This is a genomic window from Frankia sp. CcWB2 (assembly GCF_977927585.1).
Map to the genome: position 1 here is coordinate 1 of NZ_CDWRCM010000094.1, position 16,269 is coordinate 16,269.

The 16,269-nt window shown below is 70.3% G+C and carries 10 protein-coding genes and 2 pseudogenes; 4 read left to right on the forward strand and 8 right to left on the reverse strand.

The features are described 5' to 3' along the window. Positions 1–94 precede the first annotated feature (94 nt). The 3 genes and pseudogenes from ACY45C_RS11705 to ACY45C_RS11715 all read right to left on the reverse strand — a co-directional run bounded on the left by ACY45C_RS11705 (position 95) and on the right by ACY45C_RS11715 (position 6,870). Positions 95–1,623 (reverse strand): annotated as a pseudogene (locus ACY45C_RS11705) (class I SAM-dependent DNA methyltransferase). After that, positions 1,620–2,702, reverse strand: coding sequence for a restriction endonuclease subunit S (locus ACY45C_RS11710; protein WP_462187642.1), 1,083 nt, complete (start codon positions 2,700–2,702; stop codon positions 1,620–1,622). Before ACY45C_RS11710 ends, ACY45C_RS11705 begins: the two are co-directional and overlap by 4 nt. Before the next feature lie 484 nt (positions 2,703–3,186). Beyond that, positions 3,187–6,870: a DEAD/DEAH box helicase family protein gene (locus ACY45C_RS11715; RefSeq protein WP_462187643.1), complete on the reverse strand. Its 3,684-nt coding sequence runs from the start codon at positions 6,868–6,870 to the stop codon at positions 3,187–3,189. Positions 6,871–7,337: 467 nt separating this feature from the next. Here ACY45C_RS11715 and ACY45C_RS11720 point away from each other — a divergent pair, with 467 nt between their 5' ends. Then, complete coding sequence (locus ACY45C_RS11720) at positions 7,338–7,949, forward strand: hypothetical protein (RefSeq protein WP_462187644.1); 612 nt, start codon at positions 7,338–7,340, stop codon at positions 7,947–7,949. Between the two features lie 7 nt (positions 7,950–7,956). Here ACY45C_RS11720 and ACY45C_RS11725 read toward each other — a convergent pair whose 3' ends face one another. The 3 genes from ACY45C_RS11725 to ACY45C_RS11735 all read right to left on the reverse strand — a co-directional run bounded on the left by ACY45C_RS11725 (position 7,957) and on the right by ACY45C_RS11735 (position 10,956). Next, on the reverse strand, positions 7,957–9,093 hold the full coding sequence (locus ACY45C_RS11725; protein WP_462187646.1) for a bifunctional RNase H/acid phosphatase: 1,137 nt from the start codon (positions 9,091–9,093) through the stop codon (positions 7,957–7,959). Positions 9,094–9,143: 50 nt separating this feature from the next. Next, positions 9,144–9,887: a zinc ribbon domain-containing protein gene (locus tag ACY45C_RS11730; protein ID WP_462187647.1), complete on the reverse strand. Its 744-nt coding sequence runs from the start codon at positions 9,885–9,887 to the stop codon at positions 9,144–9,146. A gap of 130 nt (positions 9,888–10,017) precedes the next feature. Then, complete coding sequence (locus tag ACY45C_RS11735; RefSeq protein WP_462187648.1) at positions 10,018–10,956, reverse strand: Nif3-like dinuclear metal center hexameric protein; 939 nt, start codon at positions 10,954–10,956, stop codon at positions 10,018–10,020. Between the two features lie 150 nt (positions 10,957–11,106). Here ACY45C_RS11735 and ACY45C_RS11740 point away from each other — a divergent pair, with 150 nt between their 5' ends. Next, positions 11,107–11,310: a hypothetical protein gene (locus ACY45C_RS11740; RefSeq protein ID WP_462187649.1), complete on the forward strand. Its 204-nt coding sequence runs from the start codon at positions 11,107–11,109 to the stop codon at positions 11,308–11,310. A gap of 404 nt (positions 11,311–11,714) precedes the next feature. Continuing rightward, a pseudogene (locus tag ACY45C_RS11745) lies at positions 11,715–13,936 on the forward strand (hypothetical protein). A 14-nt stretch (positions 13,937–13,950) separates the two neighbouring features. On the opposite strand, the gene ACY45C_RS11750 reads toward ACY45C_RS11745, so the two are convergent. Further along, positions 13,951–14,160, reverse strand: coding sequence for a hypothetical protein (locus tag ACY45C_RS11750; protein ID WP_462187650.1), 210 nt, complete (start codon positions 14,158–14,160; stop codon positions 13,951–13,953). Between the two features lie 452 nt (positions 14,161–14,612). On the opposite strand from ACY45C_RS11750, the gene ACY45C_RS11755 reads away from it, so the two are divergent. Next, the gene (locus tag ACY45C_RS11755; protein ID WP_462187651.1) at positions 14,613–15,287 is read left to right on the forward strand and encodes an LON peptidase substrate-binding domain-containing protein; all 675 of its coding nucleotides are present in this window, start codon (positions 14,613–14,615) and stop codon (positions 15,285–15,287) included. 64 nt (positions 15,288–15,351) lie between these two features. Here ACY45C_RS11755 and ACY45C_RS11760 read toward each other — a convergent pair whose 3' ends face one another. After that, positions 15,352–16,077, reverse strand: a complete 726-nt coding sequence (locus tag ACY45C_RS11760) for a hypothetical protein (RefSeq protein ID WP_462187652.1) — start codon at positions 16,075–16,077, stop codon at positions 15,352–15,354. Between the last annotated feature and the right edge of the window lie 192 nt (positions 16,078–16,269).

The following is a 16,269-nucleotide window of genomic DNA, read 5'->3' on the forward strand; positions in this document are numbered from 1 at the left end:
TCCAGACGTGGTGGACTAAACGTCCGTGTCGAACCCGCGACGCGGACCACGGGATGGGGTCGCGGCGCGTCAGGCCCTTTCACACCGCAAGGTCTCAGTCGGACGAGGCGGCATCGTCCGGTGTAGCGGTGGCGTCGGCGGAGCGGTTGGCCGCGAGGGCGTCTACGATGGCGGAGAACTCGACCAGGGCGGCCTGGAGATCTCAACGATCTCACGGGCGATGACGTCGGGAGGTAGCAGGCTGTCGGCGTCGTCAAGGCTGGGGTCGCGCAGCCAGGTGATGTCGAGGTTCGCCTTGTCCCGAGCGGCCAGCTCATCGTAGTCGAACGGGCGGAACCGCTCGGACTCGGTGCGGGTGCCGCGCGGTTCCCCCGGCCGGTAGCAGGCGACGAAGTCGCCGAGGTGCTCGCGGCGCAGCGGATTCTGCTTCAACGTGAAGTGCTGGCCGACCCGCAGGTCGTACACCCACAGGGTCGCCGTCCACGGCGTGCCCGGCCGAGCCCGGCGCCTGTCGAAGAACAGCACGTTCGCCTTGACCCCGCCGGCGTAGAAGATACCGGTGGGCAGCCGCAGCAGGGTGTGGACGTCGTATTCCGCCAGCAGCCGGCGGCGGACCGTTTCCCCCGCCCCGCCCTCGAACAGCACGTTGTCGGGCACGACGACGGCGGCCCGGCCGTCCACGTCCAGCGACGACGCGATGTGCTGGACGAAGTTGAGCTGCTTGTTCGTGGTCGTCGTCCAGAAGTCCTGCCGGCTGTACGCAATATCGTCCCGGCCAGCGCGGCCGTCCTCACCGATCACGGTGATTGAGGACTTCTTGCCGAACGGCGGGTTGGCGAGGATCATCGTCGGATTCCCGCCGTACCGGCCGGCGAGCGCGCCCCCGACGTCGATGAGGGTGTTGCCGTTGGGGTGGCCGATGCCGTGCAGCAGCATGTTCATCGCGGCGAGCCGGGCGGTGCCGTCTACCAGCTCCATACCCCGGATCTTTCCGCGGCTGAAGCCGGCGCGCTGCTCCGGCGACAGCGTGGCGCCATGATGGCGCTGGATGTAGTCGGCGGCGGCCAGCAGGAAGCCGCCGGTGCCGCAGGCAGGATCGAAGACCGTGTCGTCCGGACCCGGCTGGAGGCAGTCGACCATGGCCGCGGTCAGCGCGCGGGGAGTGAAGTACTGGCCGGCGCCGGACTTGATATCCTCGGCGCTCTTGGCCAGCAGCTCCTCATAGGCGTCACCCTTCACGTCGACACCGGTCGACGACCACTCCTCCTTCTTAATCAGATCGACGATAAGCCGCTTGAGCTTCGCCGGATCCTGGATGCGGTTCTGCGCCTTGCGGAAGATCACGCCGAGCATGCCCGCCTCCTTGGCGAGATCCTCCAAGGTGTGTCGGTACGCGGTCTCCAGGTCGTCGCCGTCGTAGTCGAGCAGCTTCTGCCACCGGTCCGCGACTGGCCGCAGGGCTACGTCCGGGTTGAAGCTCCGGTAAGCCCGCTCGTGCGCCATCTTCAGGAACAGCAGGTAGGTCAACTGCTCGACGTAGTCGATGGTGGAGACGCCGTCATCGCGCAGCACGTCGCAGTAGTTCCACAGCTTCGCGACGAGCTGCCGTGCCTTCGCGCTCACCCCAGCACATCCTTGTCGTTATCGATGGCAACATCGTCGAGCGGCAGCATCGGCGCGGACACGACGGCCTCGACGGAGGCCCACTCTCCCATCGGCCGGGACGCGGTCCCCACCGCCGCCGCAGACTGCCCCTCCTGCGCCGGAAGCTTGCGTGGCCGCCGCCTCGGCGCCTTCACCGCACCCGCCCGCTCCGCCCGGATCCGCTCCAACAACACCGACGCCGACTCATCCGCCGGATCCTGCGCCACCAGCCGCCCCGTGAATGCCTCCGCCAACAACGCCTTCCGTAGCACGGTAGCCTTCGCGAGACCTCCACGCACCAGACGCTCGCCGGTGTCCAGGACACTCAGCCATTCTTCGGCTGCGCTGACCAGATCAGCCTGTGCTTCTACCGGGGGAATCGGAACGGGAAGCCGCTTGATCTGGGACAAGCTGATCGAGGCGAGGTTGACGCTCTGCCGACCATTTTTCTCGCACCAGCCCTGACCGAACTCGTTGGCATGCCAAGCGAGCAGCTTCGGATGCAGAATTCCGTCATACAGACGAACTCGAAATACATGGTTCTGGTGAATACACCCGTCGATCTGTCCGTCCCACACCCACCCACGTCCAAGCTTATCGCGGTCCCCACCTTCGTTCAGAAGAACATCGCCCGGCTGAAGAGTGAGCGCACGAGCCTTGGCTGCGGGCACCCGGATCGTCGATATCTTCGCAAGATCCAGATAACCTCGCTGCACATTCGCCACACGCAGGTACGGAACCTCAGGAAGGTCCGGGTCGGATTTCTTCTTGCCGTCCTTGGTCACCCCACCCACCACGTCGGCGATCTCTCCAAGACGGCACCAGTGCCACTCCAGTGGAATCCCCGGAACATCACCGTCTACCGACACTCGATCATGAAGAAATGTGACACGTGGCGCGTCGGCCCACCGACCAACCCTGCCGAAGCACACCGCCGACAGCAACGAACTTCGCAGATGATCAATTCGCAATAACGTACGTTCCAACCCGCCTACGCCTTGCCTGATTCTCTCAAGCGACCCTTCGAGGACTGCGACAATGCGGCGCTGCTCGACCAACGGAGGCACCGGGAGAGGTACACGTCGCAGCTCCCCGAGGCCAAGACGAGGTCGACCGACTCCCCTGATCTTGGACGCCGAATATCTTCGAGACCGCGGTGAGGTCAGGGCATGAAGCAGCCAACTCGGTTCGATGGAAGGGTGGGGCCGAACCCGAATACAATCGGCCTTCACGACAGCTGGCACTCCGAGATCCGGAACAATACATGCCCGAGGGAGTTCCCCACCCAGCGAGGCAGCAACGAGGTCACCCGCGTGCACTTCGTGCGCACGCAACTCCTCGAAATGATCGAGGTCTATATAAGCCTTGTCGCTGTCGTTGAAAGCACCGTCACCAATGTTCTGAAGGCGAATCACTCTGGCACCCGACGAAGTGTAGTGGCGCGAAGCCAGGTTCGACCCAAAAGGCCCGTCGGTGATGGCTCTGGGTTCTACCGCCAGCAGGTCTTCCAGACAGGCCCATTCCCAGCCGGGGGGAGGTCGGTCATGCGGTGAGGCCGGCGCGGAGGGTGCCGAGGACGGTGCTGGCGCGGTCATTACCGAAGGCGGCCAGGAAACCGTCCGTTCCGCCGCGTTGAGTGAACGGCCACTCGTCCAAGTCGCCGTCAGCGAAGCCCGCCGCACTCACCACGATCTCCTTGATCTTCTCCAGCCACCACGTCTGGTCGCGGGTGAACGTGACGCCGACGTGCCGCTGCGCGGCGAGCCAGGCGGTGAACCGCTCCTCGACGACGGTCCGGTGGGGTCGCGGCTGGACGTCAACGCCCAGCTCATAGCGGATCAGCCCGATCAGATCCAATGGTCCGTAATTTACCTCCGGCTCCTCCGGCGCCAGCCCCAGCACCCGGTACGGCCGCCACAGCGTAGTCGGCGACCACAGGTACGGTGGTCGGGCGATCCGCGCCGCCAGCTCGATCACCTGGGCGTACACCGGCCGCGGCCCGCCGCCGTGCTCGTAGGACGCCTCGATCAGAGCGATCTCGTCGTGGTGCTCGCGGAGGAACGCCCGCCAGGAGGTGACCTGATCGCGCGCCAGCTCGGTCCGGTCGACGCCCCCGGCGGAGAGCAGGACGTCCGCGTTCACCTCGTCGATGGTGATCTCGTGGGCGCGGCGGATCTCCAGCATGCGGGCGCGTAGGGCGGGATCGGCCGCCAGCGGGCGCACCGCCGCCTTCACCAGCTCGCGGATAGCGGCCGGGCCGGCGGCCTCGGCGTCGGCCAGCCGGTCCGGGTCGGCGGCCTGGATCAGGCTGCCGATCACGGACGTCAGCGGCGTCTGCGCGAGGGCCTCCAGCTCGGTACGTTCCTCGGCGGTGAGCTGCTGGTTGAGCCGGGCGAGCCGGGAGGCGAGTGTCGCCGTTTCCGCTGCGGTGATCTCCAGGCTGCCGGCCTTGCGCAGCAACGCCTCCAGGCTGATCTGCCGTTCGGTATGCCGGGTCAGTGGGGCCGCGTCCACCCGCTTCGTGTCGACGACGCCGATCGCGTCGACCAGTACGAACCGGTCCTTGGTGCGCACGTCCGGGGTGACGCTCTGGAACTCGGTCGGGTCGATCGTCCGCGCGCCGCGCCCCTTCATCTGCTCGAAGGCGACCGGGCTCTTCGGGTTGCGCAGGAACAGCAGGCATTCCAGCGGACGCACATCCGTCCCGGTGGAGATCATGTCGACGGTGACGACGACGCGGAGCTCCGCCGAGTTCCGGAACGAGGCCAGCAGCTCCTCGGTGTTCCGTACCGAGTAGGTGATTTTCGCGGCGAAGTCGTTGCCCCGGTTGAAGACCTCCCGGATCCTGCGGACGATCTCGTCAGCGTGGTTGTCGTCGCGGGCGAACACCAGCGTCTTCGGCACCTCGGTGCGGCCCGGGAAGATCTCGGTGAACAGCCTGTCCCGGAACGTCGTGAGCACCAGGTCGAGGTTTCCCTCGCTGATGACGGATCGGCCGAGCTGGTTCGGGCCGTAGCTGAAGTCGTCGTCCAGCTCCTCGTACCGCTGCGCCCGGGTCCGCCGGTCACGGCGCGGCACGGTGATGCCGGCCTCGATGGTGTCGCCCCGCTCGCCATGCTTCGTGCGGATGCGGTAGACGTCGAAGTCGACGTTGACCTTGTCCGCCACCGCCTGCTGGTTGGTGTACTCGCTTACCAGGTTCCGCTGGAAGTACCCCAGCGTCTGCTTCGTCGGAGTCGCGGTGAGCCCGACCTGGAAGGCCTCGAAGTACTCCAGCACCGCCCGCCATTTCCCGTAGATGGAACGGTGACACTCGTCGATGATGATGAGGTCGAAACTCTCCGGCGGCAGGTCGGCGTTGTAGGATACGGCGGCCGGCTCGGCGTCCTCGTCGCCCATCTCCGCCGGGCCGTCGTCGAGGTCCGGGTCGTCGGTGTCGGCATCCGGCACGCTGCGGCCCGACAGCACCGCGTACAGCCGCTGGACCGTCGAGATAACCACCTGCCAGGAGTCGGCCATCCCCGAGCCGGCGAGGATCTCGGCGTTGTACAGGTCGGTGAACCGGCGGCCGTCATCCGGGATCGGGTAGCCGGAGAACTCGGTGCGCGCCTGCCGGCCCAGGTTGTTGCGGTCCACCAGGAACAGGACGCGGCGGGCCCGCGCGTGGCGCAGCAGCCGGCAGCTCGCGGTCACGGCCGCGTACGTCTTTCCCGCACCGGTCGCCATCTGGATCAGCGCCCGCGGCCGGCCGGCGGCGAGCGAACGTTCCAGCCCGGTCACCGCGTCGACCTGCGCCGGCCGCAGCGACCCGGTGGCCAGCGGAAACGCCGCCGGCATCGCGGCGAGCCTGGCCCGCAGGGTCGGGTACGCCGGGTCCTCGTCGGCCTCCCGCATCCATCGGGCCAGTGTCGCCGGCTGATGGAAGGAGAAGACCCGCCGGGCTCTCGGTGCGGGGTCGAGGTCGTTGGTGAACTGGGTCTCCACCGCCGTTGTCTCGTACCGGAACGGCAGCGGGGCACGCCAGGCGGCCATCCGCTGCTCCTTCGTCAACGTCTCCGCGTATCGGGCGGACTGGCTCTCTACCTGGGTGAGCGGCGTCCCCTCCCGCTTCGCCTCGATCACACCGACCAGCGCCTGGTTGACGTACAGCAAGTAGTCGGCCGGACCGGAGGCCGTGCGCTCCTCACGCACCGCCACCCCGTCGGCGGCGAACAGGTTCAGCGCGGAGACGTCCTGCACGACCCATCCGGCCGCCCACAGCAGCCGGTCGACCTCGGCCCGGACCTGGACCTCCGTGCGCGGCTCGCGGGCCGCCACCCTGGCCCGTTGGATGAACGCCTCACGCTCGTCCGCCGTCGTCCGCCGCTCACGGCCGCCCACCCCGGATACCCGCACGCCGGTCTGCGGGGACAGCACCTCACGCACCGACATCGCGTCGGCGTCGGCGTCGAACACCATCCCCTCGACCGCACCACCGACCTGCGCATCGGACCGGTCCGCGGAAGAGACCACCGTGAGCGTCGAGATCCGCCCATGGAGATCCACAACGGTGGAATGCAGCGCCTGCATCTCCGCCTGAGCGTGGGCGAGTGCCTGCTCGGCCTCCGCCCGGGCGGTCCGCTCCGCCGCCAGCCGGTCATGGCTGCCGTCGAGGCGGAGCCCCGTCTCAGCCAGGCGATCCCGGTAGGCGGCGAGCTCCTCGCGCAGCCGGCGTAGCTCGGTCGCCTCCGCGGCAGACGGCGCCGCCGACGCCGCCGACGGGTCCGGGGCGGCCGGCGGGACGAAGGCGAACACCGTCCGGTCACCGGTGAGAAAGCGGTGGAACCACACCCCCAGCTCGAAGCAGTGACCCACCATCGTGAGCGCCACCCGGACCTCACCGAAATGGCCGTGCACCGCCTCGTTGCCCGTGCGGCGAACAGCGTCGAACGCCCGCTTGATGCGAGGCTCCAGCAGACCGGCCCTGGCCAACGCGTTGACCCGGTCCACCTGGTGGTTTCCACGGGCCCGCGTTCCGGTCTCGGCAACCATCCGCTCGGCCAACGCCTCGCCGAACTGGCGCGCCTTCATCAGGGACGTGTTCGGATCGGGGTAGATGTACGACTCGGCGCTCGCCCCGAACAGGACGAGCAGCGGCTCGTGGTCGAGCAGGAAGCCGAAGTTCCGCGACGCCCGCGCCAACCTCACAATCTGTGCGCGCAACGCGCCGTCCACCACGCCCCCCACGCGTCCGAGTCGCGAAACCGGCTCCGGAACGAGGCCAGCCGCCTACCATAACGTACATCTCATCCATCAGGGGACAAGTCTTCTTACTGGTCGTTTCTAGCCATGATGTGGTGACACTGCTACGGTAGGTGGCAATGTCGATCGAACGGCCGGATGCGAGCATCGATGCACCGGCCGCTCCCGGGAGACCGGGGGCCGGGCCGAGCCAGGCCGAGGTGAAGGCGCGGCTGCTCGACCGGCTCACATCATCGGAGGCAGACTCCCCCGTTTCCGCCGACGACACCGAATCCGATGGCTTGGCATCCGCAGGCTCGGCCCCTGAAGGCTCGGCGCGGCCGGAGACGGAACGTTCCAGGATCGACGCCAAGCTGGACGCGCTCGATCGACGGAACACCTCGGGTGATCGTGCCCCGTGGCCGGCCGACCGTCGGTCGGCAGAGGACCCGCGGTCCACCGATCCTTCGCCGGTGGAACGCAAGCTCGCGCTGCTCGACCGCGGGCCCGGCGGTGAGATGGACGCGGCCAGGAAGCAGGATCGGCCGGCCGGACCGGAGAAGCTGGGGTGGCGGCTCACGAGGATCTGGCGGGAAAGCCTCCCGACTCGAGATGGACGCGCCTTCTTCGAGAAGTCCGACACGGACATGCGGAGGACCGCGATGGCCGCCGAGCCGGTCCCGGGAACCTACACAGCCGACCTGCATGGCGACCCGTCGGGATTCCGGGTCGGCAAGGTCGCGCTCGACGCCCGGCAGCTCAGCGCGCTCATCCGCGCCGACGAGAACTGGCGCGGCCGACCGGTGCGGCTGCTGTCCTGCGAGACCGGGCAGGGCGACAACCCCGTGGCCCAGAAGGTCGCGGACGAACTCGGGGTCGCGGTGACGGCACCGACCGAGCTGGCCTGGGCCGACGACCGCGGTAACGTGTGGACGGCCTCGAGACGCCGTGACGAGTTCGGCGTCCTGGAGGAGACCATTCCATACGACGGCGCCTGGGGGGAATGGGTCTGGGACGCATCCATCGCCTACTATCTCGAGGAGCACGATCTTCCGCCGGAGCCGGCCCCGCCTCAACCCGCCTGAGCTGCCCCTATTCGCCGTAGATCGTCTGGCCCGTCATGTGATGGGTGTCGTTGAACCCGCGTAGTACCGCCGGGCCGTCGGAGTACCAGTCGATGGTCGTCATCGACACCAGATCCAGGTGGAGGCGGTAGAGCACGGCCGGTTCCGCCGCCAGCGCCAGCTGGGCCAACCCCTTGATCGGCGTGACGTGTGAGATGACGAGGACCCGCCCGCCCGGCTGCTCGGCGAGCAGCCGGTCACGCACCCGCGCCACCCGGGCCACGGTGGCGATCAGGCTCTCCCCGCCGGGCGGCGGGACGTGCGGGTCGGCGAGCCAGGCATTGAGCTCGTCGGGGAACTTCTCACGCACCTCGGCGAAGGTCAGCCCCTCCCAGGCGCCGAAGTCGGTCTCCCGCAGATCGTCGACGACGACATAGTCGCGGCCGAGGGCCTCGGCGGTCTGCCGGGCCCGCTTCAGCGGCGAACTGACGACGAGATCGAACGGCTCGTCGCGCAGCCGGTTCGCCACGGCCGCGGCCTGGCCGAGCCCGACGTCGGTCAGGGCCGCCTCGACCGTCCCGCTGAACCGCTTCTCCACCGAGAGCGGGGTCTGCCCGTGACGCAGCAACACGGTCGTCGTCGGTGGTGCGGGCGGCGCCATCCAGCCGGAGAGCCGGTTTGTCGTCGGCGCGCGGTGCGGGACCGGGTCCGGGGACTGCGGGACCGCGGGTTCCCAGGCCCGCCCGGCGGCGGCGGCGTCCATCGCCTCGTTCGCGAGCCGATCGGCGTCGGCGTTGCGCGCGCGGGGCACCCACTGGAAACGGACCGCGGGGAACCGGGCGGCGAGTTCCGTCGCCTCAACCACCAGCGGCCGCATCGCCGGATGCTTGACCTTCCACCGGCCGCTCATCTGCTCGACAACGAGCTTGGAGTCCATCCGAACCTCCACCTCGGCGTCCGGGGCGATCTCAGCGGCGGCCCGCAGCCCGGCGATCAGCCCGGAGTACTCGGCGACGTTGTTCGTGGCGCGCCCGATCGAGTCCGCGCGCTCGGCCAGCAGCTTCCCCGAGCCGGCGTCGCGGACCACGGCTCCGTAGCCCGCCGGGCCCGGGTTGCCCCGCGACCCGCCGTCGGCCTCGATGACCAGCCTGCGCACGGTGCCCATCTACATGCTCCCCTCGTCTGACCCCGAGGCGGGCGGTCCCGCCGACGGTGCTACAGCCCCGATTCGGGGGTACGGACCAGGATGCGCCGGCACTCCTCGCAGCGCACCACCTCATCTGCCGGCGCCGCCGCCACGGCGCGCAGGTCGCCGCCCGACAGCTCGAGATGACAACCCTGGCAGCGGCGGCGCAGCAGGGCCGCGGCGCCCACTCCGCTGGAGGACGCCCGGATCCGCTCGTACAGCGCGACCAGCGCCTCGGGCAGCTCCGGGACGAGAGCGTCGCGGTCGTGGCGCAGCCGCGCCACCTCGGCGTCGATCTCGGCGTAAGCCTTGTCCCGCGCGGCCACCGCCGCGTCGAGCTCGGCCTGCAGGGCCGATCGCTGCTGGGACAACGCGGAGAGCCGGCTCTCCAAGCCCTCGACGATCTCCATCTTCTCGAGCGCGTCGTCCTCGAGCACGCCCTGACGGCGGGTCAGCGAGGCGAGCTCCGCTTGCAGGTTCTCCAGCTCACGCGGCGTTGAGACGGCGCCGGAATCAAGCCGCTGGGAGTCACGGGCCGAACGGGTCCGCACGAGGTCGATCTCATTCTCCAGCTTGCGCTGGGCACGCGCGACGTCGCTCAGCTCGGTCTGCACCCCGACGACCTCACCGTCCAACGAGGTCAGCGCGGCGGTGCGCTCGGTGATGACGGCGTGCTCCGGCAGACCGCGTCGGCGGGCCACCGACCGGTCGATACCGGTGTCGAGCGCCTGCAGATCGAGCAGGCGGAGCTGAACTGCTGGGTCGGCCTTCATCGATTCCTCACTGGTACGCCTGAACGACTACACCTGGCCGACCAGGCCGGGGCGACCAGGCCCGACCCGACGCGGCGCCCTCCGTGACCCGGGCCTCGCGTGACCCGGGCCTGCGCGCCGCCGGCACCGCCTACCGGGACGGAACGTGCACCCGCCAGGGATCGGTCACGATAGCGGATACCGACGTGCTCACCGTACGTCCCCCCGCCCGCAGACCGGCGCGCAGGCGGGTGGCGGCCTGGCTCAGCCACGGCCATTCACTCGCCCAGTGGGCGACGTCGACCACCACGACCCCGTGCGCACCGACGGCGTCGAGGACGTGGTGATGCCGGCCGTCCGCGGTGACGAGGACGTCCGCTCCCGCGGCCTCGGCGGCGGCGACCAGTTCTCCCCCCGAGCCGCCGCACACCGCGATCCGCCGGACGAGCCGGTCCGCGGTACCCGTCGCCCGGACCCCGCCCGCCGTCGCCGGCAGCGCCCGGACGACCCGGGCACAGAACCGTTCCAGGGACTCGGCCGCGGGCAGGTCACCGATCCGGCCGAGGCCCCGGCACACGCTCGCCCCGCCGGCACCGCCCTCATCACCGGCACCACCCTCATCACCGACACCGCCCTCGTCGGCCCCGGCGTCCGCCGGAGCGGGCAGCGGGGCCGGGCCGGGCAGCAGTCCCGGGCCGAGCAGCGGGGCGACGTCGCGCAACCCCAGGGCGTCGGCAAGCGCGTCACTCACGCCCGGCGCGGCGACATCGGCGTTCGTGTGCACGGTGTACAGGGCGACGCCGGCCCGGATCAGGGTGGCCACGACCCGCCCGCCCGGACCGGTCTCGGCGACGCCGTGCACTCCCCGCAGGACCAGCGGGTGGTGGGTGACGAGCAGCTGAGCTCCCACCGTGGCGGCCTCGGCCGCCACCTCTGGGGCCGGATCCACCGCAAACAGGACGGCCGAGACCGGCGCGTCCGGATCACCCACCGCCAGTCCCACCGCGTCCCAGGACTCGGCCCAGGACGGGGGGAAGAAACGCTCAAGCACGGCCACACAGTCACGCACTGTCGCCGACGGAAAGGTCACCACCGTGACCCTACCCGCTTCGTCGCAGCAACCTGCCAGTGCCCGGTGCCGCGCCCGGGCGCCGCGCGGGCGGTCGCCCCAGCCCTGTAACGTCACCGGTGGCAACACGCCCGCAATGTGCTGGCGAGCCGCGAGGAAAGGGCAGTCGTCATGGCGGACGTTTCAGTGCGATTCCAGGTGGCGGGGGATGCCGAGATCGTGCTGAACCTCGCGACCCCGCAGGCTGTCCGGCTGGTGGAAGCCATCATGCGCAAGGTGGCCGAGGCCATGGGCGTGCCGGAACGGCCCGCCGTCGGGGCCATGTGGCCCGACGTGCCATCGGCGCAGGCACCGTTCGCTCCGGACCGGCGCTGAGCCGCCGAGCCGCTGAGCCACCGAGCCACGCGGGCGGTCGTCCGTCACCGGCGGCCGCCGGTGACGGGCAGCCGCCGGAGCCGATATCTGACTGGGCGCTGCCCAGTCGGTGGATCCGTGGCGCCACTGTCCGGCCGATGGACGCCCGCCGCCGGCTATGTTGGCGCAATCCCTTCGGACAAAGGGGACGTAATGAAGTAACAAATACGTGATCGAGAGCATCATCGCAGGTCACAGGCCTGTGGAGGGTTCGAAACGCGCAAGTTATTTCATTTCAACTCCAAAGCAGGCGAAGGTACCAGATCGGCACTCTGCGCGCTTGTTTTCGCAAAAGCCGGCGCAGCAAAGCCGCAACACGATACAACTCCGCACAGCCATCCCCACCGAAAGGAAAATGATCAAGTATGGCGGGGGACGTACCGGCCGACGAACACGCGCTCATCATCTCGGCCGGCGGGGAGACGGGCCGAGCACTCCGTGCGGCGTTCGCGGCGATCGCAGCCACCGGCGCATCCTCGGATGACGGGGTCGACCAGACCGCCGAGAGCGACGGCTCGCCAACCGATCCCACCCTGGCCAACGAACGACAGCCGCTGCACCGCTACGGCAGGGTCCACGTGCTGGGCCAGCCTCGGGACATCTCCACGGCGACGGCGACGGCGGAACGCGCCGCCGCCCGGCTGGCAGCGACGGTCCTCCCCCCCGCGGACGGCAGCGTCGTGTCGACCACCGGGGTGTCGCCCGGCCTGAGCCGCGCCGAGACGCTCGGGCTAGACGCCTTCCGTCTGCGGGCCAGCGCCGCCTACCGGCATCTCAAGCAGGAACGTCCCCGCGACGGCCGGCCGTGGGACATGGACCGGCCCTGCACCGACATCCCGCCGCCCCGGGGCAGCTCGCCTGATCCGGACCGGCCGGCCCCGCATGCCCAGACGACACCGCATGCCCGGGCGAACGGGCGGGCCGAGGCCCAGAGCCCGACCGCCGCGCCCGCGGACACCCGGACCGCCGCGCAGACCACCCAGGCGCCCTCCCCCACCAGCGCGGCGCTGGAGGGATCGGTGGCCGTCGGGCTGATCCTCGTGGAAGGGCCGACCACCGCACTGCAACTGACCGCCGCGGAACGCACCAAGATCGTGGCCGAGGTGCAGAACGGGTTGTCCTGGTACGCGACCACGAACCCGGCGGCCGACCTGACCTTCCACTACGACATCCAGATCGTGCGGCTGCCCGTCCCAGCGGACCCGAACGCGCCCGACCTCGAGGCGCTGTGGCGTGACCCCACCATGAGCCGGCTCGGCCACGCGGCCAGCTTCGACGGCGTCTACGACTACGTCGACGCGCTCCGGGCCCGGCTCGGCACCCGGTCCGCCTACTGCGCGTTCTTCACCAAGTATCCGCTGGGATACTTCGCGTACTCCTCGGTGGGTGGTCCCCGGCTCGTGATGTCCTGCGACAACGACGGCTGGGGACCGGACAATATCGACCGGGTCTTCACCCACGAGACCGGCCACATCTTCGGCGCTCCGGACGAGTACGCGGGCGCCCAGTGCGACTGCGGCGGTCGGTGGGGGGGCGTTCCACGCCCCAAACGGCAACTGCGACGCCTGCGCGCCCGCGCCCGTCGACTGCCTGATGCGCTCGAACAGTTTCGCGCTGTGCCGCTACACCCCCAGCCACCTCGGCTGGGGCCACGGAGTGAGCGGCAACCCGGCGCTCGTCCAGACCAGGGGGCTCGGCCGGATCAGCAACTTCGACGCCGTCGTCCCCTCGGCCTTCGCCGGGCTGACCCACGTCTGGCGGGACAACGACGCGGCCGGCTTCCCCTGGATGGCCCCATGGCAGACGGCCCAGGAGCTCGGCCGGATCGATGCCGTCACCATGATCCAGAGCACCCTGGCCAGGCCGGGACCCCTCGAGGTCGCCGTCCGGGCCGGCTCGGCGCTGTACTTCCTGTGGCGGGACTCCACCGGTGCCTTCGCCTGGCACCCGCCGACCCGCCTCGCCCAGGGTGTGGGGGGCGTTCCGTCGCTGGTGCAGAGCCGGCTGGGCAGCAAGGGCAACTTCGAACTACTCGTGCCCGCCGCGGACGTCGGCATCCTGCACCTGTGGCGCAACCATGACATCCACGGATTTCCGTGGAGCACTCCGATAGCTGTTCGGCGCGAACCTCGGGCGCGTCGACGCCGTCAGCCTCATCCACGGCACGCTGGGCGGCGGCAACGGGATGTTGGAAGCGGTCGCCCGGGTCGGCAACCGGCTCGTGCACCTCACCCGCGACAACAGGGCGGTCTGGCGCACCGGCCCCGTCTTCGCCGAGGGCGTGACGGGCAATCCGGTGCTCATCCAGAGCGCCTTCCCCGACGGCTCCCGCAACTTCGAGGTGGTCGTCCCCGCCGCGGGCCGGGGACTCATCCACTTCTACCGGAACAACGGCGCGCCATCCCCGGTCTGGAGCGGACCGCGGCCGTTCGCGCCGGAGCTGGGCCGGGTGGATGCCGTCTCGATGATCCAGAGCAACTTCGACGGGCATCTGGAGGTGCTCGCCCGCGTCGGCGACCGGCTCCACATGGTCTGGCGTTCGTCGGGCCCCGGTGCGAGATGGTCGGTCCCCCGGCGCGTGTTCTGAGCCGCCGCGCGGGGTCATCCGGCCGGCGGCGCCCCGGGTGGCCGGTCGGGCGGGAGGTACCCCGGCGTGTCCCAGGGCTCACCACCCGCGGGATCGCGGTGCTTGGCACCCCTCCGCGCCAGCCAGCCGTCGACGAACAGGCTCTCGGCGGCGGTGAGGGACTCCCGCAGCGCCGGGGGAACCTGATCGACGAAGACCCCGCACACCCCGGGCAGGGCAGCCACCTCCGGCGCCCGCGAGGGGGCAGCGCCACGAGAGCCAGCCGGGGGCGCAGGGCCGAGGTCACGGTGCCGAGGACGGCCAGTTCGGCCAGTGGATCGGCACCCGTGCCGGTCGAGAAGCCCCGGTCCGGCCGGTGGAAGACGACCAGCAGCTCCGGCTCGGTTTCCCACACCGGGCTATTCTCCCGCGAACGAACCCGGATGGAAGGCCCCCAGACACCGGCGGCCCACCGTCCGGGCTCCCAGCCCACCGCCCGAACCCGCGCCCGAACCCGCGCCCGGTGAGAATCACAGTCCTTCCTGGATGGACACCGTGGTTACCGGGGGACAGAGTTGGGACAAACGTCCGACTCCTGGTCGTGGACCCGCCCCGGGCGGTCCTCGCCCGACCGCCACCGGCCGCTTCCGGTCCCGTCCGGGGCCGGAGAGGGCAGGGCAGGAAGAAGGCACCGCAGTTGAGCGAGCGGCTTCCTCTGTTCCCGCTTGGGACGGTCCTGCTCCCCGGGCTGGTCCTACCCCTGGAGATCTTCGAGGAACGGTACCGGATCTTGGTGCGGGAACTGCTCGAGCAGCCCGCTGACCAGGTCCGACGGTTCGGAGTGATCGCCATCCGGCGAGGCCGGGAGGTGGGTCCGGCCCTGCCGGCGATCCACGACGTGGGCTGCACCGCCGTGCTGCGGCGCGTCCAGGAGCACTCCGACGGGCGGTTCTCGCTCATCACGGTGGGCGGTGACCGGTTCCGGATCCGCACGGTGGACCGGCACAGCGAGCCCTACCTCGTCGGGGACGTCGATTACCTGCCGGAGGACGTCGGCGACACCGACGACACCGACGACACCGTTCCGGCGGTCCAGCGTCTGCTCCGAACCTACGCCGACCGGCTCGCCGCCACCGGCACCGTGCAGATCTCGCTGCCGGACCTCCCCGACGACCCGATCGCCCTTTCGTACGTGATCGCCGCCGCCGCCGTCACCGACGTCACCGAACGTCAGGGGCTGCTCGCCGCGCCGGACGCGGCCAGCCGACTGCGGGCCGAACGGGCGCTGCTCCGCCGGGAGATCGGCCTCCTGGAAAAGATCACCACCATCGGATCGAGCGAGTTGCGCCGAGTCGATCCCAGCCCGAACTGACCGTTACCCGAACTGGCCCCGGGCCGAACCGTGGGACGTTCGCCCCGTCCGGGGGGATCGACGCTCAGTCCCCAGCCCCAGCCCCAGCCCCGTAGCCGGGCGCGGTCGGACCCCGCCTGTCCTCGGCGGCGTCCGACCGGGCCCGCGAGGTCACCCACAGCCCGACGAGGAGCATGACCAGGGCGGTCACCGGCATGACGAAGTAGAGCCCGCCCGCGCGGACCTTCATGTCCACCAGGTCGGTGAGCAGCGGAGAGGCGTCCTTCGGCAGCGCGTGCAGCAGCTGGGGCGAGCGCCGCAGGTGGCCGATCCAGCCGGCGATCAGCGAGCCGCCGATGCCGCCCGCGGCGAGCCCGACCGGGACCGGCCATCCCGCGTCCCGGACCCGCCAGCACGCCACGGCACCGCCGATCACACCGGCGACCGCGCAGATCTGGGCGAACCGGACGTCGATGTCGCTCTGGACTGTGAACGCCGATTCATGCCCGCCCAACGCCGCGGCGAGATCCAGGTGCGGCGCGGTCGCGGCCCAGAGCAGGCCGAGCGGGAAGCCGGCGAGCGCCATCGCCGCCGCGCAGATCAGGCCAGCGACGGCTGCCGGACGAGCACCGAACGCCCGGCCCGGGCTCCGCCCGGGCGGAGCCGGCTCACCGGCTGCGGGGACGGCAATCGCCGGATCGAGGGTCGGCTGACCAGGGTGGTGCGGCCTGTCCCCGGGTGGGACGTCCCCGGGTGGGACGGACAGCGCGGCCGGCTCGACTCCGCGGATGTCCGACGACCGCTCCGTCATGACGCGCTTCCTGCCACTGGCTGTCTGTCTCCTCGTCCCCGGCCTACCAGCGCATCGTCGCCGACCGGCCGCAGGCCGTTGACCCTACCGCGCCGGGCGGTCCCGCAGTGGTCCTGCTACTACGCCGGATCTGTCGCTGATCTTGTGATCGAACTGGCCCTCTCATGATCGTCTATTGGTGTCGTGCTGCGA